The 22,763-nt window shown below is 38.8% G+C and carries 25 protein-coding genes; 16 read left to right on the plus strand and 9 right to left on the minus strand.

Going from position 1 to position 22,763, the window contains the following annotated elements:
• Positions 1-29: 29 nt before the first annotated feature.
• Complete coding sequence (locus PMAN_RS07485) at positions 30-2,459, minus strand: VolA/Pla-1 family phospholipase (RefSeq protein WP_010557479.1); 2,430 nt, start codon at positions 2,457-2,459, stop codon at positions 30-32.
• A gap of 206 nt (positions 2,460-2,665) precedes the next feature.
• On the opposite strand from PMAN_RS07485, the gene PMAN_RS07490 reads away from it, so the two are divergent.
• The gene (locus PMAN_RS07490; protein WP_010557480.1) at positions 2,666-3,412 is read left to right on the plus strand and encodes a YciK family oxidoreductase; all 747 of its coding nucleotides are present in this window, start codon (positions 2,666-2,668) and stop codon (positions 3,410-3,412) included.
• 72 nt (positions 3,413-3,484) lie between these two features.
• On the opposite strand, the gene rluB is transcribed toward PMAN_RS07490, so the two are convergent.
• From rluB to PMAN_RS07510, 4 genes are all read right to left on the minus strand, one after another.
• A complete protein-coding gene (gene rluB, locus PMAN_RS07495) occupies positions 3,485-4,354 on the minus strand; it encodes a 23S rRNA pseudouridine(2605) synthase RluB (protein WP_006792163.1) in 870 nt (289 codons plus the stop codon).
• Positions 4,351-4,941 carry an SMC-Scp complex subunit ScpB gene (gene scpB / locus PMAN_RS07500; RefSeq protein WP_006792164.1) on the minus strand — a complete coding sequence of 197 codons (591 nt, stop codon included), beginning with the start codon at positions 4,939-4,941 and terminating at the stop codon, positions 4,351-4,353. Before scpB ends, rluB begins: the two co-directional genes overlap by 4 nt.
• A 148-nt stretch (positions 4,942-5,089) precedes the next feature.
• Entirely contained in the window at positions 5,090-5,611 is a 522-nt protein-coding gene (locus PMAN_RS07505) for an EF-hand domain-containing protein (RefSeq protein ID WP_010557481.1), read from the minus strand.
• Between the two features lie 219 nt (positions 5,612-5,830).
• A complete protein-coding gene (locus PMAN_RS07510) occupies positions 5,831-6,262 on the minus strand; it encodes a hypothetical protein (protein ID WP_010557482.1) in 432 nt (143 codons plus the stop codon).
• A 240-nt stretch (positions 6,263-6,502) separates the two neighbouring features.
• Between PMAN_RS07510 and xthA the strand changes: the two genes are divergently transcribed.
• The 3 genes from xthA to rlmA are packed head-to-tail and all read left to right on the plus strand — an operon-like array spanning position 6,503 to position 8,756.
• A complete protein-coding gene (xthA, locus tag PMAN_RS07515) occupies positions 6,503-7,309 on the plus strand; it encodes an exodeoxyribonuclease III (RefSeq protein ID WP_010557483.1) in 807 nt (268 codons plus the stop codon).
• A 5-nt stretch (positions 7,310-7,314) separates the two neighbouring features.
• Positions 7,315-7,962, plus strand: a complete 648-nt coding sequence (locus PMAN_RS07520) for an energy-coupling factor ABC transporter permease (protein WP_010557484.1) — start codon at positions 7,315-7,317, stop codon at positions 7,960-7,962.
• The gene (rlmA, locus tag PMAN_RS07525) at positions 7,959-8,756 is read left to right on the plus strand and encodes a 23S rRNA (guanine(745)-N(1))-methyltransferase (protein ID WP_010557485.1); all 798 of its coding nucleotides are present in this window, start codon (positions 7,959-7,961) and stop codon (positions 8,754-8,756) included. The genes PMAN_RS07520 and rlmA overlap by 4 nt, the downstream gene beginning before the upstream one ends.
• Positions 8,757-8,772: 16 nt before the next feature.
• Here the strand turns inward: rlmA and yfbV are convergent, their stop codons facing one another.
• Positions 8,773-9,219, minus strand: coding sequence for a terminus macrodomain insulation protein YfbV (gene yfbV, locus PMAN_RS07530; RefSeq protein WP_006792170.1), 447 nt, complete (start codon positions 9,217-9,219; stop codon positions 8,773-8,775).
• A gap of 282 nt (positions 9,220-9,501) precedes the next feature.
• Here yfbV and PMAN_RS07535 point away from each other — a divergent pair, with 282 nt between their 5' ends.
• The 7 genes from PMAN_RS07535 to PMAN_RS07565 all read left to right on the plus strand — a co-directional run bounded on the left by PMAN_RS07535 (position 9,502) and on the right by PMAN_RS07565 (position 16,143).
• Complete coding sequence (locus PMAN_RS07535; RefSeq protein ID WP_010557486.1) at positions 9,502-10,716, plus strand: acetate kinase; 1,215 nt, start codon at positions 9,502-9,504, stop codon at positions 10,714-10,716.
• A gap of 1 nt (position 10,717) precedes the next feature.
• Positions 10,718-12,871 (plus strand): phosphate acetyltransferase, encoded by a 2,154-nt coding sequence (gene pta, locus PMAN_RS07540; RefSeq protein WP_006792172.1) that lies wholly within the window; start codon positions 10,718-10,720, stop codon positions 12,869-12,871.
• A 223-nt stretch (positions 12,872-13,094) separates the two neighbouring features.
• On the plus strand, positions 13,095-13,481 hold the full coding sequence (locus tag PMAN_RS07545; RefSeq protein ID WP_010557487.1) for an ACT domain-containing protein: 387 nt from the start codon (positions 13,095-13,097) through the stop codon (positions 13,479-13,481).
• Positions 13,482-13,484: 3 nt separating this feature from the next.
• Positions 13,485-13,982, plus strand: coding sequence for a PTS glucose transporter subunit IIA (locus tag PMAN_RS07550; RefSeq protein WP_010557488.1), 498 nt, complete (start codon positions 13,485-13,487; stop codon positions 13,980-13,982).
• A 3-nt stretch (positions 13,983-13,985) separates the two neighbouring features.
• The gene (locus tag PMAN_RS07555; RefSeq protein ID WP_010557489.1) at positions 13,986-14,330 is read left to right on the plus strand and encodes an ArsC family reductase; all 345 of its coding nucleotides are present in this window, start codon (positions 13,986-13,988) and stop codon (positions 14,328-14,330) included.
• Positions 14,330-15,457, plus strand: a complete 1,128-nt coding sequence (gene dapE, locus PMAN_RS07560; RefSeq protein ID WP_010557490.1) for a succinyl-diaminopimelate desuccinylase — start codon at positions 14,330-14,332, stop codon at positions 15,455-15,457. Before PMAN_RS07555 ends, dapE begins: the two co-directional genes overlap by 1 nt.
• The gene (locus tag PMAN_RS07565) at positions 15,457-16,143 is read left to right on the plus strand and encodes a M15 family metallopeptidase (RefSeq protein WP_010557491.1); all 687 of its coding nucleotides are present in this window, start codon (positions 15,457-15,459) and stop codon (positions 16,141-16,143) included. The genes dapE and PMAN_RS07565 overlap by 1 nt, the downstream gene beginning before the upstream one ends.
• Positions 16,144-16,151: 8 nt before the next feature.
• Here the strand turns inward: PMAN_RS07565 and PMAN_RS07570 are convergent, their stop codons facing one another.
• Positions 16,152-17,021, minus strand: a complete 870-nt coding sequence (locus tag PMAN_RS07570) for a DMT family transporter (RefSeq protein ID WP_010557492.1) — start codon at positions 17,019-17,021, stop codon at positions 16,152-16,154.
• A gap of 310 nt (positions 17,022-17,331) precedes the next feature.
• On the opposite strand from PMAN_RS07570, the gene PMAN_RS07575 reads away from it, so the two are divergent.
• The 4 genes from PMAN_RS07575 to PMAN_RS07590 are packed head-to-tail and all read left to right on the plus strand — an operon-like array spanning position 17,332 to position 20,241.
• A complete protein-coding gene (locus PMAN_RS07575) occupies positions 17,332-18,696 on the plus strand; it encodes a COG3014 family protein (protein WP_010557493.1) in 1,365 nt (454 codons plus the stop codon).
• Between the two features lie 8 nt (positions 18,697-18,704).
• The gene (locus PMAN_RS07580) at positions 18,705-19,130 is read left to right on the plus strand and encodes a YcfL family putative periplasmic lipoprotein (RefSeq protein WP_010557494.1); all 426 of its coding nucleotides are present in this window, start codon (positions 18,705-18,707) and stop codon (positions 19,128-19,130) included.
• Positions 19,131-19,141: 11 nt separating this feature from the next.
• Positions 19,142-19,756, plus strand: coding sequence for a penicillin-binding protein activator LpoB (lpoB, locus tag PMAN_RS07585; protein ID WP_010557495.1), 615 nt, complete (start codon positions 19,142-19,144; stop codon positions 19,754-19,756).
• Between the two features lie 17 nt (positions 19,757-19,773).
• Positions 19,774-20,241: an outer membrane lipoprotein gene (locus PMAN_RS07590; RefSeq protein WP_006792183.1), complete on the plus strand. Its 468-nt coding sequence runs from the start codon at positions 19,774-19,776 to the stop codon at positions 20,239-20,241.
• Between the two features lie 54 nt (positions 20,242-20,295).
• On the opposite strand, the gene PMAN_RS07595 is transcribed toward PMAN_RS07590, so the two are convergent.
• Both PMAN_RS07595 and PMAN_RS07600 read right to left on the minus strand, forming a co-directional pair.
• Positions 20,296-21,513: a pyridoxal phosphate-dependent aminotransferase gene (locus PMAN_RS07595; RefSeq protein ID WP_010557496.1), complete on the minus strand. Its 1,218-nt coding sequence runs from the start codon at positions 21,511-21,513 to the stop codon at positions 20,296-20,298.
• A 163-nt stretch (positions 21,514-21,676) separates the two neighbouring features.
• Positions 21,677-22,021, minus strand: coding sequence for an Hpt domain-containing protein (locus PMAN_RS07600; protein WP_008131485.1), 345 nt, complete (start codon positions 22,019-22,021; stop codon positions 21,677-21,679).
• Between the two features lie 135 nt (positions 22,022-22,156).
• Between PMAN_RS07600 and PMAN_RS07605 the strand changes: the two genes are divergently transcribed.
• On the plus strand, positions 22,157-22,750 hold the full coding sequence (locus PMAN_RS07605; RefSeq protein ID WP_010557497.1) for a tRNA-uridine aminocarboxypropyltransferase: 594 nt from the start codon (positions 22,157-22,159) through the stop codon (positions 22,748-22,750).
• Positions 22,751-22,763 lie beyond the last annotated feature (13 nt).

Genomic DNA, 22,763 nt, shown 5'->3' on the forward strand with positions numbered 1-22,763 from the left:
TTGTACTAGATATATTTTAGAGTGTATATTTAATCAGTAACAACATCACTGTTTGTTACTAATAACATACGACCGCGCGTTGCTAAATAAACAGCAACTTGCATTTGCATTTCAGCATTTGCAGCAGCACTCCCCTCTACAGTAGAAGACTGAGCAGCATCTTGAGCAGGTGTTAAAATAGAACCATGATGACCCTTAGAAAATTTAACTAAGTAGCTAGCCGGTGCTTCTGTCATTGCTTGCGTTGTACTTACCGTTTCTAATCCCATAAAGTTTGCCAGTGGAATTGTACCAGAAATAGGATTGTTAGCTGCCATTGGTGGAATAACTTGATCTGGCTTGTTTTCACCGCCGTCGCCCACTACAACATTCGTATAAACAGGTGTACCTAACGCTTGTACCGCTGCTGCGTAATTAGTTGGATCGCCACTGTCTAATGCTGTTTGAGAAGCAAACGCAAACTGCGTAAACACGCCTTGGATATTAGTAAGCTTAGCTGTTTCGCCTGCCGTTGTTATAGAAGTAATATACTCGTTATAACCACACGTTAAATATGCTTCCATATCTGGCAACTCAGCACCACAGTTAGAAACAGCATCACCTTGCAAGAAGGCATTAAATTCATCAGCTTCAGTCGTACCAGCTTGAGAAAGTACAGAGCCTTGAATAAACGGACCAAATGCTGCTGATTCTAGTAAGAAGCTAGCTATACCACCGCCGCCACTTGCCAGAGCCACTGTATTTACATTAAATAATGGGTCAACAGTAGGCGCTAATGGATTATTAGCCTGTGCAATAAATGCAGGAGCAACAATAGAACCCAATGAATGCCCTATGTATGTTACATCTTGGCTGTTAATAGTTGCATCTTGTAAAAAGTTTAAGCCTAAACGTAAACCTAATAAATCAGCTGCTGATTGGCGTAAGCTATCACGAGCAACTAATAAAGAGCTTAAATTCATGTAGCTAAGTACTGAACCGGTCGTTGCATTAAAATCATCGTTGCCGTCACCGTCTACATCAACACCACGTTCACCATGGCGAGGGTGGTCTATTGCAACCGTTGCAAAACCTTGAATTGAAAGTTGAGCCGTTAGTGCAAGCATACTCTCTTTATTAGTTGTAATACCGTGCTGCATCATAACAACAGGCCAACCGCCTTCAGGCATCTCAATTGCTGGCAACTGTAACTGTGCACGTACACCGTTGATGATTGGTAAAATTGGTTTTGTCACCTGTACTGGTACGTTAGCCATACTTTGTACTTTAGGGATTGAGTTATATTTTGTTAAATGACGTGTGCTATCGATACCTAGGTCACGTAACTGTCCACCACTAAGCGCTGAACATAACCCATCATTTTCACTAATAGGATCAGTTGGGAATGCATCACCTGCAACCGCTTTGTAACCTTGAAGTGCTACAGCGTTATCACACATACCTTGCCAGTATGTATCGTTTAAATCGCTAATATCTGTGCCAGTTGGCGTACCAAGATACATAGGTAACATAATGCTACCTTTTTGATATTGAACGCCTGAAAACGCAGCAGATACTGTTACACCCTGAGATGCAAACACTTGTTGCACATTGACCATAGGTTGTTCAGGTACTTGCAATGCTGGTGTAGGCAAAGCATCGTTTTGTAAACTTGCAGCCAGTAAGTTTTTAATTGTGCCAAGTACTGGACCCGCTGACTGAATCGTCATCGCGCCAGAAAAAATAATATCTTCCTTTGAAATATCCCCAGAGCTCACAACTACGTTCTCGTAACTATTAACTGCACCTTGTAATGCAAGTTGAGAATCAGTAATTAATGGCGCTTCTTGCTTAACTAAGCCATAAGTAGATGACGGCGCAATAGAACGCCCCATAGAATCTTTAAGGCCTGTGGTTAATACATTGATGTACGAACTACCTGCTTTAAAAGGCTTAAGAGGGATAATAGCGACAGCATTTCCTGAAGCTTGAGTAACAAAATCAACACCGAATGTTAATTCGCCAACAAGCTTACAAGCTGCACCAGCTGGAGCAACAGAACATTCTGCATCTGTCAGGCTTGCGCCCATTATTACTTCAAAAATTCTTACGCTACCAGGTGTTCCAGCTGACGCTTCGTCAAGTGAAACATTTGGTGGAAATGTCAAATCAACTTTATAAGGAACTTGAGACGACCAGCCGTCCAGTGCGCCTAATGCTAACTGAGGATCAGCATATGCAGCACGTGGGATAGATACATTGTCGTCATCTAATTCACCTGGGATATTTAAAGTACCATCTTGGGTACCGCTCATTAACAAATCATTGGGAACAGAAATTACACCGTTAGCTGGATCAAAGCTAACCGTGGCCATAGGTACAACTGTAGCGGTTTCATTCTTAACATCTTCTAACGTTTCTCCGCCGCCACAACCTGCTAAAGCAGCAGTGACCGAGAGTGAAAGTAGCATTTTCTTCATATTGGTGACTCCGAACATATTTTATTTTTATAGTGTGTTTAATCAGTGTATCAAGTTAAAACAATGTAATCAGATTATTAATGAGACATTAGACCAGTTAAACTTAACGTAAAGTTTCTTTTTTCGCCACCTAATTTTTCAATAAATTCGATTACTTGTCGAATTGCTATGTTAAAATCAGAAAAAATCTATCAATTGGTACTTTTATGCACACTTATCAAGCAGCTGAAAATGCATTAAACGATAAAGTTATTTTAATCACTGGCGCAGGCGATGGTATTGGCCGGGTAGCAGCCATTACTTATGCAGAGCATGGTGCGACTGTCATTTTATTGGGTAAAACAACAAATAAACTTGAATGCGTATACGATGAAATTGTGAATGCAGGTTACCCAAAACCTGCGATTGTGCCAATGGATTTAAAAGGCGCAACAAAACAAAATTATCGTGATCTTGCTGCAACTATTGAGAATCAGTTTGGTCGTTTAGACGGGCTTTTAAATAATGCTGGCATATTAGGCTCTCTAGGGCCACTAGAACATTTTTGTTCATCTACGTTTGAGAACATCATGAAAGTTAACGTGACAGCTCAAGCAATGATCACCAAAGCATTATTCCCCGTGATGCGTAAATCAGACAATGCTTCTATTGTTTTCACTTCATCTGGTGTTGGTCGCAAAGGCCGTGAGTTTTGGGGACCCTATGCCATCTCTAAGTTTGCAGTTGAAGGTATGATGCAAACGTGGGCTTGTGAAGTAGGTAAAACCAACATTCGCGTAAACTGTATTAATCCAGGTGCTACACGCACATCTATGCGCGCATCGGCATACCCTGGTGAAGATAGGGATAAGTTGGCAACACCTGAAAGCATTATGCCGACCTATTTATATTTAATGAGTGATGATTCAATTGCAGTCAATGGCGAGTCATTAGACGCACAAATAAAAAAGTAACAGCTGTTTACTTTTATTAACCTCAATAAAAAAGCCGCAAATAATGCGGCTTTTATACAAAACGTCAAAATATCACTTACGCTTAGTCGACTTAACACGTTGGTTGTGCTTTTTAACCGCTTTACGAATTTGATTAATTTTAGCGCGTTTATCTTTGCGTTTTTCAGGCATAACTGAAAGTTTAGTTTGCGTTTCACGACCTAACTTAACCGTTTTACGCAAGTAGTTAACGGTTTCTAAGTCGTATTCAACCCAACCACCTTGTGGCACACGCTTATCTAGCTCTAGCTTACCGTAACGAATACGGATAAGACGCGACACTTCAACGTCTTGAGATTGCCATAAACGACGAACTTCGCGGTTGCGCCCTTCGTTTAACGTCACATTAAACCAGCGGTTAATCCCTTCACCACCTAGCGGTTTTATATTTGTGAATTTTGCTGGACCATCTTCAAGCTCAACACCACGCATCAGGTTTTTAAGTGTCTCGTTTGTTACTTCACCAAACACACGCGAAGAATATTCACGCTCTACTTCATAACTTGGGTGCATTAAACGATTGGCTAATTCACCATCGTTGGTAAACAACATTAAGCCTGACGTATTCACATCCAGTCGGCCTACAGCTATCCAACGATCGCCATCAATACGAGGAAGTCTGTCAAATACAGTACGACGACCTTCAGGGTCTTTACGTGTACTCAACTCTCCCTCGGGTTTGTTGTACATAATTACACGGCAAATTCTGTCAGCTTTTTCTTCAATTTTTACGGTATGACCGTCAACACGAATTAAATCGGTTTCTTCAACGCGGTCACCGAGTTTAGCTACTTTGCCATTAACACTAACACGGTTAGCGTCAATGTATTTTTCCATTTCACGACGCGAGCCTACACCAGCTCTGGCTAGGACTTTTTGTAACTTTTCACCTTGTATATTCATTCGGATGGTTCTCTCACAGAAGGATCACTTAATAACTGGTTTATTTTACTTTCTTGTTGCGCAGGTAACGCAGGTAAGTTTTCTAAACCCGTTAATGAAAAATAATCTAAAAATTGTTTAGTAGTGGCGTATAAAGCGGGCTTACCCGGTACTTCTTTGTGCCCTACCACTTTCACCCACTCTCTTTCGAGTAAGGTTTTAATTATATTCGAACCCGTTGTTACACCTCTTACTTGCTCTATTTCACCACGCGTAATGGGTTGACGATAAGCAATAAGTGATAATGTTTCCAATAAAGCACGTGAGTATTTAGGAGCTCGTTCTTGCCATAGGTTACTCAACCAAGGGCTCAAACTACTACACGCCTGAAATCGATAACCACTACCAACTTCAACAAGGCGAATACCACGGGTTTGAAAGTGTGTTTGTATTGTTTCTATAGCATCGTTTATACGTGACATAGAAATTGCAATATCCACTAAAACAGTGTCTTTAATATGGCGTTTACTTATGGGTTTGTCTGCAACAAAAATCGCAGCCTCAATGATTTCAACCAACTGCTCATCACTAATTCGCCGCCCAGCCATATACACTCTTAATAAATAAAAATACACAGCCATCTATTATGACAGAACAACCACTAACTAGGAAAATATATCTGGCAATTATCTAAAATTAGCCATAAAAAAAGCCAGTTAAAATAACTGGCTTTGATTTTTATGTTCTGAATTTTAATTAGCTGTGTTTAATTGACTCTAACGCTTCGTCTTCAGCTACAGATTTACCATATTTATTTATGTAGCCCATAAACTCATTTTTACTAATTCGCTTGTCTTCGTTTTTGTCCATATAACCAAAGTGATTTGAAATATCGTCGTCATTGCCTTCAACAACTGATATGTAACCATTACTATCGTTATCTAAACTGGCAAAACTACTTTCAATTTTGTCAAATTTTGCAATTTCAGCTTTAAAGGCTGATTCACTTACATCACTATCGGTTGCAACCTTGCCAGTGTTTAACTGCATGTAAGCATTAAATTCTTTACGACTAATTTCTTCATCCATATTGGTGTCGATATTTGAAAAGTGACCCCAAATATTATCGTCGTCAGCTTCAACTTTTGAAATAAAACCATCACTGTCGTTGTCTAGGCTTGCAAAGTTGCTGTCTATTTTATCAAGACCTTGATTAGATGCGCAGGCTGCTAAACTTAATGTTGCTAGAATAGTTGTTGCTAATGTTAACTTTTTCATAAGACGTGTCCTTCGTTGTTAATAAATGTCACAACAACTAATACAAGTCTGGTGCCAAAATAAAATAAATATAAATTTCAGTGTCTTACATAAATCCTGTTTATTATTTATTCTATTTTCAATACGTTAGCCTTGAAACCTTTTCAACCAACCTTGTAAATTTTGCAAAAAAAAAGCCCAGCTGTAAAAGCTGGGCTCTCATTAATTTTGTCGTGCTAATTAAATTGCAGCGTTTTGATAACGCTTAACAAAGTCAGTAACTTTCTGACCGTTACATTTAAGCGAATTTAAGTTACCTATTTTTTGGCGTACTGGCGCTAAACCTTGCTTTAATGCAGTCATACATAATTGAGTTTCTTGTTGAGCGTCTTTAGCAAACACTTCTACTTTGTTTTCAATTATGTTGTTTGTTGAATCTTTCTTTGCAATATCACGAATATCTTGGCCGTTACACATGATGCTTTGTGAGAAGCGTGATAAGTATACATTGTGCTTAGCTGCTAATTTACGTGCTGCAGAAAAACCTTCGTTTGCGCTTAATACACACAGCTTAGACTCAATAGAGCTGTCTTGGCTGAAGTAAGTGTTACTTTGAGCTGAAACAGAAGAAGATGCTAATAATGTTGCCGCTAAAAATAATTGTGCTTTCATGAGAGATCCTATGTGAACGAGTTTGCCAATGAATTTGCGCGCATTATATAGCCAATTTATTGCAGATCAATTGAATTTTTTATTTATTTTATAAATTAATACAACATTAACAATGTTTAAACTTTCACCACCATTTGATCAACATTTGCGCAGCTATTTTGTCATTTCAGACATGTTATGTAAGCTAAATTACTGATACAATTTGCTATCAAAATGAGAACAAATTTAAAGGTAAATCGAATGAAAGTGATTTCTTTCAATATCAATGGTCTGCGTGCTCGTCTTCACCAATTACAAGCTGTTATTGATAAACATCAACCAGACGTAATTGGCTTGCAAGAGATTAAAGTTCATGATGAAGCGTTTCCATTAGACGATGTTCAAAAAATGGGGTACCACGTCTACTTTCACGGTCAAAAAGCACATTACGGCGTAGCTATGTTATGCAAAAAAGAGCCAAAATCGGTCTTAAAAGGGTTTGCTACCGACACAGAAGAGTCGCAAAAGCGCATGATCAGCGTCACTATTGAACAAGATAATGGTCGCGACATTACCGTTATGAATGGTTATTTCCCGCAAGGCGATAACATCAATCACGAAACTAAATTCCCCTATAAACGTCAATTTTATAAAGATTTGATGACACATCTAGATACAAACCTCACTCCCGATCAGGATGTAGTTGTTATGGGCGACATAAATATATCACCTACAGATTTAGACATAGGTATTGGTGAGGTCAACGCTAAACGCTGGCTAAAAACAGGTAAGTGCTCTTTCCAACCAGAGGAACGTCAATGGCTATCAACACTTTTAGATTGGGGATTTAAAGATACCTTCAGAGAACTCTATCCTGATGTTAACGATCAATACTCATGGTTTGATTACCGCTCTAAAGGCTTTTTAGATAATCGCGGCCTGCGAATTGATGTTGTGCTTGCAACTCAATCACTTGCTGAGCGTTGTATTGAGTCAGGAATTGACTATGAGCTACGTGCAATTGAAAAACCATCAGATCATGCGCCAATTTGGTCAACGTTTAAATAGCTATAATGTTAAATACTGAAATACAAGGGCTGATATGGGCCCTTGTACTTGCTATTGCGATTTTTAGTTTCGACAAAAACACCTATAAATCGCTTTATAAAACATCTGCTAGGCAAACAGGTGTATTAGCCTGTGCGCTTGTATTTGCACTACTGTGGCGTATTAAAGCCGGTATTTTAACTGGCCTTGACCTGCACATACTTGGTATTACTGCAGCCACCTTAATATTGGGCTGGCGGCTAGCCATTTTGAGTAGCCTACTGGCAAGTGCCTTGTTGTTTTCATTTGGGCAGGTTAGTTTTAACCTTTTACCTGTACAAATACTTATTGGCGCTTTTATTCCCATATTATTGAGTTATTTAAGTTTTGTTGTGTGCTATCACTATTTACCAAAACATTTTTTTGTTTATATATTTGTTTGTGCCTTCATAACAGCTGGGGTTATAGCGTGCATAAAGATATCTTTAGGTGCCCTCTTTTATTTCTCTTTAGGTCAGTATAATTGGCAAGAACTTGCCGACAATTACGTTTATTTAAGTGCTATAATTTGGTTTCCAGAAGCCATGTTGAACGGAATGGCCATCACCATTTTAATTACATACCGTCCCCACTGGGTTAAAACTTTTTACGACAAGGATTACCTAGACTCATGAGTCTTGAATATCAATGCCCTTTATGTAGCAAATCGCTAACAAAAACTCAAAATACACTGCGCTGTGAAAGCAACCACAGTTTTGATTTTGCCAAAGAAGGCTACGTTAACTTACTGCCTGTTCAAAACAAAAACTCTAAACAACCTGGTGACTCGCTTGAAATGGTGCAAGCAAGGCGCACATTTTTAGAGCAGGGTTTTTATGCATTCTTACAACAAGCACTGAGCAATATAACAAGTACTATAAAAGGTAATAATATTATTGATTTAGGGTGTGGCGAAGGGTTTTACACCCACGCTATTGCTAATAATACTCAAGCGCAAGTTTATGGTGTAGATATTTCAAAGTCAGCTATAAAATACGCCGCTAAACGTTACCCCAACAGCAGCTTTAGCGTTGCGTCAATCAGTCAAGCCCCTTTTAAAGAAGGGTTTGCTGATATTCTTATAAGTGTATTTGCACCTTTATTTACTAAAGAGCTTGATAGACTCGCTAAACCTAATGCTACGCTTGTCGTGGCCAGCCCAGGGCCATGGCATTTAAAAGAGTTAAAAGCCTATATTTACCAATCAGTAAGCGAGCATACGAAAGTAGATGTGCCTGAAGGTTTTACAGAAACTCACCAAGATTTGATCACTCAACAGGTAACACTGAGTATTAACGATGTTAGAAACCTGATAATGATGACACCGTTTGCGTGGAAATTTAGACCTGAGCACTGGGAAACACTAGAAGAGAAAGGTGAACACCATGTCACCTTGTCGTTTTATATAACGCAATTTCAAAAAGCGTGATTAGTAGAAGCGTTTATTAAAACTGTTCTTTAGTGAACGCTTTATCCATTTTTTCAAACATATCTTTAAGTAAAGTTGCAAGCTCCAAATACCGGGGCTTTTTTTCACTTAACTTAGCTTGATAACCATTAGCAACCATTTTTGTATGAAGCTCTTTGTACCAACTTAGCATGGCTGGGTCTAATGGGGTTTGTGCTCGTTTACCCAACCACAATAAACCTTGTAGAGGTAAAGATAAGAAAAACAATGCACTTGCAATCGCTTGTGGTAAAAAATCAGGGCCGAGGTAATTTAGTTGAAAAAATAATGTCAACATAGCAAGAATGGGCATAACAGTAATGGCAAGTTCTGTTGCTCTAATTACCCTAAACTCACTAAACAATGGAGCTAACTCTTTTCGCATTGGCCATTGTTTTGCGTACTGTCTACCAATTTGAACTTGTGACATCACACTTTTTTGCATCATGACTCCTCACAATTACTAAATTCAATATATAAACTAGCTCGTATTTTACAAAGTGTAACACAAATACGGCGGGTTTCACTTAATCAATAAAAGTGCTTAATTATGCTGTTAAATTGTGCAAAATACTAAACTAAATACATCAAATAGTTTAAAATATAAAACTTATTCATGGGTCTAACGACCTTGTTTATAATATCTTTAGCATTTTAATTAAGACCTGAGTGTAACAGTAAATAATTAATGTTCACTTACTAAACTTTATTTATGGAAATTATATCTATGCCAACACCCGCTCCTAAGTCACAACATGTTTTAGTATTAAACTGTGGTAGCTCAAGTTTAAAGTTTGCCATTATTGATGCAAACACCGGCCATGAAATTATATCGGGCTTAGCAGAGCGACTAGGTGCAGCAACTCCGTCGGTAAAGTATAAATACAAAGGTGATAAAACACTTATTGATTTAGCACCAGAGCAAGCTCACGCTGAGGCTATTAATACGCTAGTAACGTTAATAAAAGATCACAAACTAGATGAACAGCTAATTGCTGTTGGTCATCGTGTTGTTCACGGTGGCGAGCACTTTACCAAATCAGTATTAATTAATGATAAAGTTATTGAAAGCATAACCCAGGCTGCAACACTTGCACCGCTTCATGGTCATGCCAACTTGCTGGGTATATCTTCCGCGCAAGACTCGTTTAAAGGCTTACCTCAAATTGCCGTATTCGATACGGCTTTTCACCAAACTATGGATAAGGTCGCATACCTTTATGCGCTGCCTTACAATTTATATACCGAGTTTGGTGTTAGACGTTATGGCTTTCATGGTACGAGCCATTTTTATGTTGCCGGGCAAACAGCAAAACTACTTAACCAACCTATTGAAAAAAGTAATTTTATTAGTGCTCATTTGGGGAATGGCTGCTCTGTATGTGCGATTAAAAATGGTAAGAGTGTCGATACAAGTATGGGCCTTACGCCACTTGAAGGGTTAGTAATGGGTACTCGCAGTGGCGATATTGATCCAGGTTTATTTAACTTTTTAACGACACAACTTGATTATAGTGCGCAACAAATAGATGACTTACTCAATCAAAAAAGTGGCTTGTTAGGCATTAGTGAACTTTCTAACGATTGCCGTACCATTGAAGAAGCTGCTTTGGCGGGAAATCAACAAGCAGCATTAGCACTCGAAATGTTTTGCTATCGTTTATCTAAGCAAATTGCGTCGTACATGGTGCCTTTGCAGCGTCTTGATGCGCTTATTTTCACCGGCGGTATTGGAGAAAACTCAGATATCATCCGTAAAAAAGTGATCACTCAACTTGGATTTTTAGGTATGGAATGTGACACGCAAGCAAATTTAGATGCTCGTTTTGGTCAACAAGGTGTAATTAGCACTGAGCAATCTCGTATCAAAACTGTCGTCATGCCAACGAATGAAGAATGGGTTATCGCCCTCGACTCTGCAAATATTGTTAAGGAGCTATAATATGGCACACCGTATTATGTTGATACCGATTTCTACGGGAGTTGGTTTAACATCTGTTTCCGTCGGGCTTGTGCGTGCGCTTGAGCAAAAGGCGGTAAAAGTTAATTTCTTTAAACCTATTGCTCAACCGCGCTCTGGCGAAACCGGTCCAGAAAAATCGACACAAATAATAAAGCAAGGCTCCCCTATTGACCCACCAACACCGTTTGCATTGGATTACGCAGAGCAAATGATTGGTGATGCAAAGGGCGACGACTTATTAGAAGAAATTGTTGAGCGCTTTGAAAGTAAAATTAACGACGATGAAGTTGCCATTATTGAAGGCATGGTTCCGACTCGTAAACAACCTTATGCAGGGCGCGTTAACCGTGAAATAGCGCAAACACTCGGTGCCGATATTGTATTTGTATTAACGCCTGGTAACGATAATATTACCCAGCTTGAAGATCGTCTTGAGATTGCAGCTGGTAATTACGGTGGTATTGACCACCCGCGTGTATTAGGCTGTATTTTTAATAAAGTTAATGCCCCTCTTGATGAAGAAGGCAGAGCACGCGCCGATTTAGTCGACTCTTACAAACCTGATGAAGTAGATAATGAACTAAACCGCTTAGCATCACTGCCAATTTTTAGAAAAAATCCATTTATGTTGCTTGGTGCAATACCATGGGACTTTGATTTAGTCGCACCACGAGTGAAAGACCTAAGTGCGTATTTAAAAGCCACAATTATTAACGAAGGTGACATGCTGCATCGACGCCTGCGTCGTATCACATTTTGTGCACGTACAGTGTCTAATATTTTAAACCACTTTACACCAGGTGCATTATTAGTTACTCCTGGTGATCGTTCTGATATTTTAGTAGCTGCGTGTTTATCAGCAATGAATGGTACTAAAATTGGGGCAATACTACTCACCGGTGGTTTTATGCCAGAACAACGTATTATGGCGCTGTGCGAACAAGCAATGCAAACGGGCCTCCCAATTTTAGCAACAGAGGCCGATACATGGCGAACATCGTTGTTACTTCATAACTTTAATATGGAAGTGCCAAGCGATGATGACCAACGTATAGAAAAAGTGAAAAGCCACAATGCTGAATATATTGACTCAGATTGGCTAAACTCACTGGCAAAAAATGTGGGGAAAACACGTAAACTCTCGCCACCAGCTTTCAGATACTTACTTACAGATAAAGCTCGTAAAGCAGGCAAAACGGTTGTTTTACCTGAAGGCAACGAACCTAGAACTATTAAAGCGGCTGCTATTTGTGGGCAACGCGGTATAGCAAAAACCATTTTATTAGGTGATCGCGAAGAAATAATGCGTATTGCTGAGCAACAAGGTATAGAGCTCAACGAAAATGTAAGTATTGTAGAACCAAGCAGCATCATTAATGATTATGTCGAGCCTATGGTCGAAATCCGAAAAAGCAAAGGTCTCACTGCTGTTGTAGCTCAAGAACAATTACTCGATAACGTAGTACTTGGTACTATGATGCTTGAACAAGGCAAAGTTGACGGACTTGTTTCAGGAGCAGTTAACACAACCGCTAATACAATTAGACCGCCATTACAGCTCATCAAAACGGCCCCGGGCTCATCGCTTGTATCGTCGGTATTTTTTATGTTGCTGCCTGATCAGGTACTCGTTTACGGAGACTGTGCAATTAACCCAGATCCAAATGCTGAGCAACTTGCTGACATTGCGATTCAGTCAGCTGACTCAGCTGCAGCTTTTGGTATAGAGCCGCGTGTTGCCATGATCAGCTACAGTACAGGTACATCTGGTACAGGAGCCGACGTTGAAAAAGTGCGAGAGGCAACCAAAATAGCTCAACAAAAACGTCCCGATTTGATTATTGATGGTCCCCTTCAGTACGATGCAGCAATTATGGAAAACGTCGCGCTTAAAAAAGCACCAAATAGCCCCGTAGCGGGTAAAGCAACGGTGTTTATTTTCCCTGATTTAAATACCGGTAATACAACCTATAAAGCCGTGCAAAGAAGCGCAGACCTCATCAGTATTGGTCCAATGCTTCAAGGTATGCGTAAACCAGTCAACGATTTAAGCCGTGGTGCATTAGTTGATGACATTGTATACACAATCGCACTTACCGCTATTCAAGCAGCGCAAGTCGAAGCACTTAATTAAAGGCTTTAATTAACATGTGCTTTTTATAGCCTAGCTAATTTCTAATTATAAATTAGTTAGTTAGGCTATTTATACCTCTCAACCCCCATAGTTATCCACAGAAATTGTGGGTAAGTATAAGTAGCTCATATTTTGCAGCTTAGTTACGGTGAGTTACCGCTTTAATTTATCTTTAATAATCTATACTATTAATAAATCGTCTTTGCTGTACCGCAGGTTTTTAATGTCAAAACAAACATTACAATTACACAGCACTATTTTGTCTATACATAGTTTAGATATTGATGCTGATATCCCTGCTGCTTTGTTAAAACTTCCGTTGTTTTTTATCTCAAAAACCCATGACGAACTATCAATTGTATGCCCCAGTAGTTTTGAATTACACAGCCTGGATACAGAATCTAATTGGCAAGCATTAGAAGTTATTGGCCCTTTAGGGTTTTCGTTAACAGGAATTATGGCTAATATTTCTGGCGTGTTAGCTAAAGCACAAATATCTATCTTTTCTATTTCAACTTACGATACTGACTACATACTTGTAAAAAAACAAACAGCGGCCCAGGCAATCACAGCACTAAAAAAAGATGGCTATAATGTGGTGACAAACTAATTTATGAAAGCACAACCAATAGAGCTTATTGCACAAAATAAAATCCCCCGTGATGCTATTAATATCACCAGTCCTTTTACGGGAAAGGTAGTAGAATTAAGTAATCACCCAGAGCCTTTGTTCAGTTTTGGTACACTTGGCCCCGGTGTTATGGTGCAAGCAACCAGTCATAAAATTTTAGCCCCCTTTGATGGGGTTTTACTGCAGGTTAAAAACGCAGGAACTGAATTTATTTTGCAGGCTAAAAATGGGTTAAAAATACTCATTAATTTAACCTTACCTGCCTCTGCAGCAATTACGCATACCCATATAGCACAGTTAAATGGCAGCCAAGTACTCAAAGGCCAACGACTTGCTTATTTTGACATTAGAGAATTAGACTCCCCCATGCTAGGAAGTTTAATATTACTTAATGGTCACAACCTGGGCACATTTCATTATTCACACCTGCATGTAAAAGCAGCTGAAGACACCTTATTAACTATTATTAAAAAGAAGTAACTTATGATCACTCTTTACGGAATTAGTAACTGCGACACAATTAAAAAAGCTAAAAAGTACCTTACAGATAATAATATTGAATTTACCTTTCATGATTACCGCAAAGAGGGTGTTAATGAACAAATGGTCGCTGAATTTGCTCATAAATTAGATTGGGAACAATTAGTCAATAAACGCGGAACTACATACAGAGCTTTAAGTGACGAGCAAAAACAAAATTTGACTAAGCAAAATGCTATTCAATTATTAGTTCAGCAGCCCGCTATGATAAAGCGACCAGTATTAGTTAACGGTACTGACTTTTATTTAGGCTTTAAGGTCGCGCAATACGATGAGATTTTTAAATAATGAATGAAGTAATTGCACTTGCACAAGCCTTGATACAGCGTGAATCTGTCACCCCAGAAGATGCCGGCTGTCAACAAATGATGAACGAACGCCTCGAAGCGATCGGCTTTAACATAGAGTCACTGTTTTTTACTGATACATTAAATACTTGGGCGCGTAAAGGCGACCAGTCGCCGCATTTTTGTTTCGCAGGGCACACAGATGTAGTGCCTACGGGGCCCGCAAAAAACTGGCAGCACCCACCATTTTCAGGGCTGGTAGAAAATGGTTTATTGCATGGTCGAGGAGCTGCCGACATGAAAGGCTCGCTTGCTGCCATGATTATAGCTACTGAGCGTTTTGTAACTAAATACCCGAACCACAAAGGATCAATTTCTTTTTTGATCACTTCTGATGAAGAAGGACCATTTATAAATGGAACCACCCGAGTTATTGATACATTAGAATCTCGCGGTGAAAAAATTGATATGTGTTTGGTTGGCGAACCTTCATCTCGGGATGTCTTAGGTGATGTAGTTAAGAATGGCCGACGCGGCTCGCTTACCGGATTCTTAAAAGTTAAAGGTATTCAAGGACATGTTGCCTACCCTCACCTGGCTCAAAACCCTATTCATTTAGCCACTAAAGCATTAACAGAGCTTAGCCAAACCCAGTGGGATAAAGGGAATGATTTTTTTCCGGCAACCAGCTTTCAAATATCAAATATTAACGGCGGCACAGGTGCAGGTAATGTGATCCCTGGTGAGCTAGATGTGCAATTTAATTTTAGATTTAGCACCGAAGTTACACATCAACAATTACAACAGCGTGTAATCGACATTTTACAAAAACACAACTTAAACTACGAGTTAAACTGGATTGTAAATGGTCTCCCATTTATTACAGAACATGGTCCACTCGTTGACGCAACCGTTAATGCTATTGAGTCTGTGACAGGATTAGTAACCAATTTAGAAACCACGGGGGGAACCTCTGATGGTCGCTTCATTGCTCAAACCGGTGCTAAAGTCATTGAGCTTGGGCCTCGTAATGCCACCATTCACAAAGTGGATGAGTGCGTAAGTACAGATGACTTAATTAAACTCACCGACATTTACGAGCAAATACTTGAGCAATTGTTAACCTAATGACTGATTTACAAGTACCCACGATAGCGTGTGTCACAGGGCAAAGTGATACACATTTAACTAAAATACAAAGCCATCGTTTGCATAGCGCTATCACTGCTGATTTTATAGCGCTACAAAATGCAGCTAAACAAGCTGGGTTTGACTTAACTATTGCATCAAGCTTTAGGGATTTTGAACGTCAAGCGCTAATTTGGAATAACAAATTTTCAGGACAAAGGCCTGTTTATAATTCACAACAAAAGGTTGTTGATTTAACGAACTTAAGTGACATTGATAAGTGTATTGCAATTATGCGTTATTCAGCTTTACCTGGGGCAAGCAGGCACCATTTTGGTACTGATTTGGATGTATATGACAAAGCCAGTGTTAGTGACGATTATCAACTGCAGTTATCTCCTCATGAATATGAGAAAAACGGTCCCTTTTCACCATTGAGTGAATGGCTCAGTATTCACCTTGAGAAATTTGGTTTTTATCGGCCTTATCGCGAAGATTTAAACGGGGTAGCTCCTGAACTTTGGCATATTAGTCACATTAAGCAATCACAATTGCTTAGTATTCAACTCACTGAAAGTGCTTTACGAAAATGCATTGAAAACAGTGAACTACTTGGTAAAAGTGCCGTATTGGCGCACTTACCTTCACTTTATAAGCGCTTTGTGACCAACGTTAGTCCACCATAAAAGAAGGACTACTCCTTCTTTTTATTTAAAATAAATATGAGTACCGCTGTTAATATAACTGAGCTGGCGATAACAAATTCAACCGTTAACTGTTCTTGTAAAAAAATAACACCTGCAAACGCTGCAACTACCGGCACACACAATTGCACAACCGCAGCTTGCGTGCTTTTAAGTAATGGCATTGCAACGTACCAAATACTATAGCCAATGCCAGAGGCTAAAGCGCCAGAAGCGCTAGCGAGTAAAATGCCTTCTATGGTAAGTGCGTTAAAGTAGCTCATACTAACAAGTAATAAGATGGGGAGCGCTACTAAACTTCTAATAAAATTAAACCCCGTCGTTCGTAAAGGCGATACACATACTTTGCCACGTATACTGTAAATACCCCAAGCAACACCGCTTATGGCCATCAATCCCGCTCCTATTAGCGAGGGCACCGCCGCTGAGGGCAGCATCAAATAAGCAAACCCCGTAACAGCAATCAAAAAAGCAGCCCACTGCACGGCGCTTAATTGTTCTTTTTTATATATACCCCAACCAATCATCGTAAGTTGCACGGCTGAAAATAAAATCAAAGCGCCTGTTCCGGTATCTAACTCAACGTAGGCTACCGAAAAACTAAGTGCATAAACAAGTAAACTAATGCTACTTCGCCAACTCCCTGTATCACTTAAAATAGCATCATTAAATGACCCATTACGTTTTAGATTATAAGTATAAACGCTCATAATAATACCTAAACATGCAGCACCGCTTAATAAACGAATGATGGTAAAGTTATAGGGATCTATATACCCCTCAGCTAATGCCATTCGGCAAAATAAAGAATTGGCGGCAAATGCTATTAAAGCAATAAATGTATATATAGCTGCTTTCAAAATAATCCTTTTCAACCTAAATCTGGTTATTAAACAATCTTTTTTTATGGGTGATGTAGTTAAATAACTTAAACTGCTATAAAAGTAAGTTATTTATACAGCATAAGGCAAAGTGTGCAAAAACTTTCAACTTAATAAGACCTTAACTTTTCGCTGTCTATTTCACACATTACTAAATTCACGCCTTATTCACATAGAACATGCATATTTACCTTAACGATGATATGGCTCTACGTTTTTTTACAATGTTTCACACTCTTGTTTAAAGTGAGTGTGTTAACCTGCTTAAGTAGATTAAAAGGAGTGCTGTGTGCGCAGAAGTATAATTTTAAGCGTTTGTTTTATTTTAAGTGGTTGTAGCTCTATAGGGTTTAACGACCTATTTAACGATTACGCCACACAAATGACGCCAGTGCGAAATGCTATTGAAAATAATAACCCACAACAAGCTAAATCGTTAATTGCAGACAATAGCACTATACACAGTAGTTACTTGCTTAATCAACTTGAGCAAGCGCGTATCAACGACCTTACTAATTCAGCTGATAACGCTCAAAGCAAATTCGAAAACGTATATGCTCAAATGCACACTAAACGCCAAGCAGCAAAGATTCAACTAAGTGCCGGGCTTGAACAAAGTAATGCATTATTTACGAATGACTCAGCAATTACCTATGTACCACCTGCTTACGAGATGAGCATGCTGCATAGCTATAAAGCGCTTAACTACGTGTATAAAAATGATGTTGAAGGTGCACTGGTCGAAATTCGCCGAGCTAATAAAGTACAAGCCGATGCGCTTAGCGAGAATGAAGCAGAAATAGATTCCGTAAATAATGAAGCGCAGCAGCATTATCCAAGTATGAATAATGTGACAAGAGACGTTAAAAATGGCTTTCAAAACGCATACACTTTTTACTTATCGGCTTTGCTTTACCAAAGTGCAAAACAGTTTGACGACGCCTACATAGACTACAAAAAAGCGTTAGCTATTCAACCAAATAATAAATATTTACAGCAAGATGTAATTCGCTTAGCTAAAAAACAAGGATTTCAGCAACAATTTGACGAATACACACAACGTTTTGGCGAACTTAGCACTTTAAAGCCTAACCATGGTGAAGTAATCGTATTACTTGAACAAGGTTTCGTGCCCAAACAAACTGAATTTAAATTAAGACTACCGATTGATACAAGTAGAGGTGATGTTCGTTTTTATAGCCTTGCTATGCCCGTATATAAAGACAGTGCTTACATTAGCCCTATACAAAATGTGAGTATTGCTGGACAAAAAGTAGCATTAGCGCCATTAGTTTATTTAGAAGCCCTAGCCGCTAAAACTCTTGAACAAAAAATACCAGGCAAAATTACACGCCAAGTATTACGGCTCATAACTAAAGAAAAAGTTCGCGCTGAGCTTGCGCGCAGCGCAGGAGATGTAGGCAACATTTTAGCCAATATATATAATTTAGCGTCAGAGCAAGCCGACACCCGAAGCTGGCTTACATTACCAAATCAAATTGCTGTAGCGCGTCAAAGTCTGACAGCAGGTGAACATATATTAAATATAGGCAATCAACCGCCTATTAGTTTTACCGTTAGTAAGCAAGGGTTAACTTTAATTTACCTAACCTCTATTAATAACTATTTTAACTACCATGTAGTTCAACTCTAGGAGACACCATGAAATACATAGTGCCAATGTGTGCCGTTTTACTGCTAAGTGCTTGTGCAACACAGCCTGTCACATCAGGTATAGCGGTTGAACAAAATAAAGGAAATTTTAATGATCAACTTAGAGTGGATAACCCTGATTTAGGTGAAAAACTCGCCATTACCGACGTTAAAACGCGTCAAACAAATCAGTTAACTGATGTGGTGGTTACACTATCTAGCCAATATAAAAAGTCACAATATTTACAGTATCAATTTAAATGGTTTGATAAAGATGGTTTTTTGATTAAAGGAAATCATTCACCGTGGCAGCCATTAACTTTATTTGGTTTTGCTAATACACAATTACCAGGTTTAGCGCCTAGCTCTGATGCTGTTACATTTTCACTAGCAGTTAGAAAAGTATCAACTGAATCTCAAGAATTTAAAGATTAAAGGAAACTATTATGAACACGACATTTAAAACAGCATCCACCTACGCATTGGTCGGGCTCAGTGCATTGATCTTAAGCGGCTGTGCTAACAAAGCCGTAGTTAGCTATGGTGACGCTCAAGCAGTTGAAACAACTGATATAAATTTTGGTTCTACCGATTTACAAAAAGTCGCGAGCCAAATGACCGACTCATTACTAAGCTCGCCAGTGGTGGGAAGCATGACTCAAAATAACCGTCCTGTTGTGTTTGTGGAACGTATTAAAAACAAAACCAGTGAGCATATTGATACAGAATCAATCACTGATTCTATCTCTACGCAAATGCTACGCAGCGGTAAGTTTCGCTTTGTAGACATGACACGTGTAGAAGCTGTTCGTGAACAGCTAACCTTTCAAAACGAAGATGCATTAGTGAACCCAGCAACTGCGGTTGCATTTGGACAACAAATTGGTGCGCAGTACATGTTGTATGGCAACTTATCAAGCATTGTTAAAACAAATGCAGATAAATCAGACGTATATTATAAATTCACAATGCGCTTAATGGATATGAAAAGCGGACTTATTGAATGGGCGGACGAAACTGAAATTCGCAAAACCAAAGAAAAATCAACCTTTGGCTGGTAAGCCGATAGGAGTAAGTTATGAAAGCAATTGCTGTAATTATGTGCGCTTTACTTACATTAAGTGCACCCACTTTTGCTAAATACGAGCGCAATAAAGCCGTAGCAGTTCAAAAAGTGTTGTTTGGTGACATTAAATCAGTACGAAACATCACCGAGCAAGAACTAATACAAGACAAAAAGAACGGCTGGAAAACGTTTGGTGGCGCACTTGTTGGTGGTGTTATTGGTAATCAATTTGGTGGTGGCAGCGGTCGTGCTATAGCCACAATTTTAGGCTCAGTTATCGGTGGTAGCGTTGCTAACAATAGTCAGCAAGGTAGCTATTACAAACAAACTCAGTTAGTTGAATTACTAATTCAGGTAGAAAATGGCGACCAATTTATGGTAGTTCAAGACCTAGACCAAGGTATGCGATTTCACAAAGGCGATAATGTGAGGTTAGTTTATTTAGGCGATAATACCGTAAGAGTAGATAAAGCATACTAATAACACGCCTTTAAAAACAAAAACGAGCCAACAGGCTCGTTTTTTTATAAAGTTTTATAACTGGCGATAATCTTTAAAGAAACGCTGCATTTTTTGCATGGCATCAGTTAAGTCATCCTTATTAGGTAAAAATACTAACCTAAAGTGATCAGGCTCTGGCCAATTAAACGCACGCCCATGCACTAACAATATTTTTTCGGCCTTGAGCAAATCAAACATCATTTGCTCATCGTCTTTTACATTAAAGTGTGCAGTATCAACCTTGGCAAACGCATATAAAGCGCCTTTTGGCTTTTTACAGCTAATCCCTTCAATCGCGTTTAAACCGCGCCATGCAATATCTCGTTGTTCGTATAATCGCCCGCCCGGATTAATTAAGTTATCAATTGATTGCACACCACCTAATGCCTGCTGAATTGCATATTGGGCAGGTACATTAGCGCATAAACGCATTGACGAGAGTATATCTAACCCTTTACTTAAGTCGTCCATGGCTGATGTTTTACCACTTAAAACCATCCACCCCATTCTTAGCCCAGCAGCACGGTAAGTTTTAGCTAAACCATTAAAAGTAATCATTGGCACATCATCACACAATGAAGCAATTGAAGTGTGGCTAACTCCATCGTATAAAATCTTTTCGTAAATTTCGTCGCTTAACAACAGTAACTTGTGCTCTCGCGCAATATCTATTAATTGCTTAAGCAGGTCATCACTGTATACCGCACCAGTAGGATTGTTCGGATTAATTAACACCAAGGCTTTGGTTTTAGAGGTGATTTTACTTTTTATGTCATCTATATCAGGAAACCAGTCTTGCTCTTCATCACATAAATAATGAACGGGATTACCGCCCGCTAACTTAACTGACGCAGTCCACAACGGATAATCTGGCGCAGGGATGAGCACTTCATCGTCGTTGTTAAGCAAAGCTTGAGTGATCATTTGGATTAGTTCACTTACCCCATTACCAATATAAATGTTATCAACGTCTAAGTTGTTTAACCCACGTTGTTGATAATGCTGGTAAACAGCTACTCTGGCTGAGTAAAGTCCTTTAGAGTCACAATAACCTTGGGCAGAATACAGGTTACGGATAATATCGCGATGCATATCTTCAGGCATATCAAAGCCAAATGCAGCTGGATTACCGATGTTTAATTTTAAGACTTTTTGACCATCGTCTTCCATTTTTTTAGCTTGAGCTAAAACAGGTCCACGAATGTCATAACATACGCCTTCTAATTTATGACTCTTTTTTATATCTGACATTTTACCTCTACTAGCTGGCGCCTGATGACCTTTGTAATTTGAGTTTTATAAGCAAGGTCTATTTTATCTCAACAATAAAAACCCGATTGCCTACTAGACTAACCGAGTAAAAATATAACACCAGTAAATTTAACAGCTTAAAACTGAAATTAATTCACGTTAACTATTGTGCATCTAACCATTGTTTAAATTTTGTTTGAGAGCCTTCTACCTGTGGCATTAAGTTGGCACAAGCATCCATCGCTTTAGCTAAGTCATCATCAACTAAGCTTAACTCTATGGTGCGCGAAACATCAGCTAAACTAGACGCACCAAACTGCGCGGCATTTGATTTTAAACTATGAGAATGACGAATCGCTGCCTCTTTATCTTTACCAATGGTTGCCATAACTTCAGAGCCCAGACGTTCAAACTCGGCACAACAAAAATCAAGCGTATCAGCAAACTGCTCGCCCAATAAAGATTTCATATTCTCTAACGCTGATGTATCTATGGTAATGTCTGTCATTATTTAATTCCTTCAACTATCCATGTTCATTGTATTTGATATAACTACTGTATATTGATAAATGAAAAAAAACCAACTTAATTGCTTTCATAAATGTATAATTTACAAGTTAATAATAGAGAGAAAGTTTTTAAAATGGCACGCATTCTTTGTACTCATTGTAATTTTGCACTTAATACCTGTGTATGCAGCGCTATTGAAACAATAACTAACAAAGTTAAAGTTATTATTCTACAACACCCCAGCGAAGAAAAAATAGCAAAAAACACGGCTAAATTACTCGACTTAAGTCTAACTGATTGCGAAATAATCAAAGGTGAAAACAGTGCTGACTTTAGTATGTTAAATAGTTTGCCAAAAGAATCAACAGTACTGCTTTACCCAAACGAAAACGCCACCTGCCTAGATGAACCAAGCTCCACAAAACATAAGCACATCACTCATTTAATTGTGATCGATGGCACATGGAAAAAAGCCTATAAAATTTTACAACTCACCCCTGCACTCAATAAATTTAGAACAGTGAGTTTTAATAAACTACCTAAAAATCGTTATACAATTCGTAAAGCGCTCCGTGCCGATAGCCTCTCTACACTTGAAGCCGTTGCTCATAGCTTGAGCTTAATAGAACATTTAAACCCAGAGCCTTTGTTTACTTTATTAGAAGAATTAATTAATAAACAAACCCAACATATGCCTGAGCACGTAAAAGCACGTTACTTAAATTAAATTTAGCTTTTGA

Origin of the sequence: Pseudoalteromonas marina (assembly GCF_000238335.3) — a bacterium.
GTDB lineage: Bacteria > Pseudomonadota > Gammaproteobacteria > Enterobacterales > Alteromonadaceae > Pseudoalteromonas > Pseudoalteromonas marina.

Excerpts from the sequence above, each read along its gene's own strand:
- pta (WP_006792172.1), top strand. The coding sequence starts at position 10,718 with ATGGCACACCGTATTATGTTGATACCGATTTCTACGGGAGTTGGTTTA.
- PMAN_RS07520 (WP_010557484.1), top strand. The coding sequence starts at position 7,315 with ATGTTAAATACTGAAATACAAGGGCTGATATGGGCCCTTGTACTTGCT.
- PMAN_RS07550 (WP_010557488.1), top strand. The coding sequence starts at position 13,485 with ATGAAAGCACAACCAATAGAGCTTATTGCACAAAATAAAATCCCCCGT.
- PMAN_RS07510 (WP_010557482.1), bottom strand. The coding sequence starts at position 6,262 with ATGAAAGCACAATTATTTTTAGCGGCAACATTATTAGCATCTTCTTCT.
- yfbV (WP_006792170.1), bottom strand. The coding sequence starts at position 9,219 with ATGCAAAAAAGTGTGATGTCACAAGTTCAAATTGGTAGACAGTACGCA.
- rluB (WP_006792163.1), bottom strand. The coding sequence starts at position 4,354 with ATGAATATACAAGGTGAAAAGTTACAAAAAGTCCTAGCCAGAGCTGGT.
- PMAN_RS07490 (WP_010557480.1), top strand. The coding sequence starts at position 2,666 with ATGCACACTTATCAAGCAGCTGAAAATGCATTAAACGATAAAGTTATT.
- PMAN_RS07505 (WP_010557481.1), bottom strand. The coding sequence starts at position 5,611 with ATGAAAAAGTTAACATTAGCAACAACTATTCTAGCAACATTAAGTTTA.
- PMAN_RS07565 (WP_010557491.1), top strand. The coding sequence starts at position 15,457 with ATGACTGATTTACAAGTACCCACGATAGCGTGTGTCACAGGGCAAAGT.
- PMAN_RS07545 (WP_010557487.1), top strand. The coding sequence starts at position 13,095 with ATGTCAAAACAAACATTACAATTACACAGCACTATTTTGTCTATACAT.
- PMAN_RS07535 (WP_010557486.1), top strand. The coding sequence starts at position 9,502 with ATGCCAACACCCGCTCCTAAGTCACAACATGTTTTAGTATTAAACTGT.
- PMAN_RS07595 (WP_010557496.1), bottom strand. The coding sequence starts at position 21,513 with ATGTCAGATATAAAAAAGAGTCATAAATTAGAAGGCGTATGTTATGAC.
- xthA (WP_010557483.1), top strand. The coding sequence starts at position 6,503 with ATGAAAGTGATTTCTTTCAATATCAATGGTCTGCGTGCTCGTCTTCAC.
- PMAN_RS07555 (WP_010557489.1), top strand. The coding sequence starts at position 13,986 with ATGATCACTCTTTACGGAATTAGTAACTGCGACACAATTAAAAAAGCT.
- PMAN_RS07605 (WP_010557497.1), top strand. The coding sequence starts at position 22,157 with ATGGCACGCATTCTTTGTACTCATTGTAATTTTGCACTTAATACCTGT.
- scpB (WP_006792164.1), bottom strand. The coding sequence starts at position 4,941 with ATGGCTGGGCGGCGAATTAGTGATGAGCAGTTGGTTGAAATCATTGAG.
- PMAN_RS07485 (WP_010557479.1), bottom strand. The coding sequence starts at position 2,459 with ATGAAGAAAATGCTACTTTCACTCTCGGTCACTGCTGCTTTAGCAGGT.
- PMAN_RS07600 (WP_008131485.1), bottom strand. The coding sequence starts at position 22,021 with ATGACAGACATTACCATAGATACATCAGCGTTAGAGAATATGAAATCT.
- dapE (WP_010557490.1), top strand. The coding sequence starts at position 14,330 with ATGAATGAAGTAATTGCACTTGCACAAGCCTTGATACAGCGTGAATCT.
- lpoB (WP_010557495.1), top strand. The coding sequence starts at position 19,142 with ATGAACACGACATTTAAAACAGCATCCACCTACGCATTGGTCGGGCTC.
- PMAN_RS07580 (WP_010557494.1), top strand. The coding sequence starts at position 18,705 with ATGAAATACATAGTGCCAATGTGTGCCGTTTTACTGCTAAGTGCTTGT.
- PMAN_RS07590 (WP_006792183.1), top strand. The coding sequence starts at position 19,774 with ATGAAAGCAATTGCTGTAATTATGTGCGCTTTACTTACATTAAGTGCA.
- rlmA (WP_010557485.1), top strand. The coding sequence starts at position 7,959 with ATGAGTCTTGAATATCAATGCCCTTTATGTAGCAAATCGCTAACAAAA.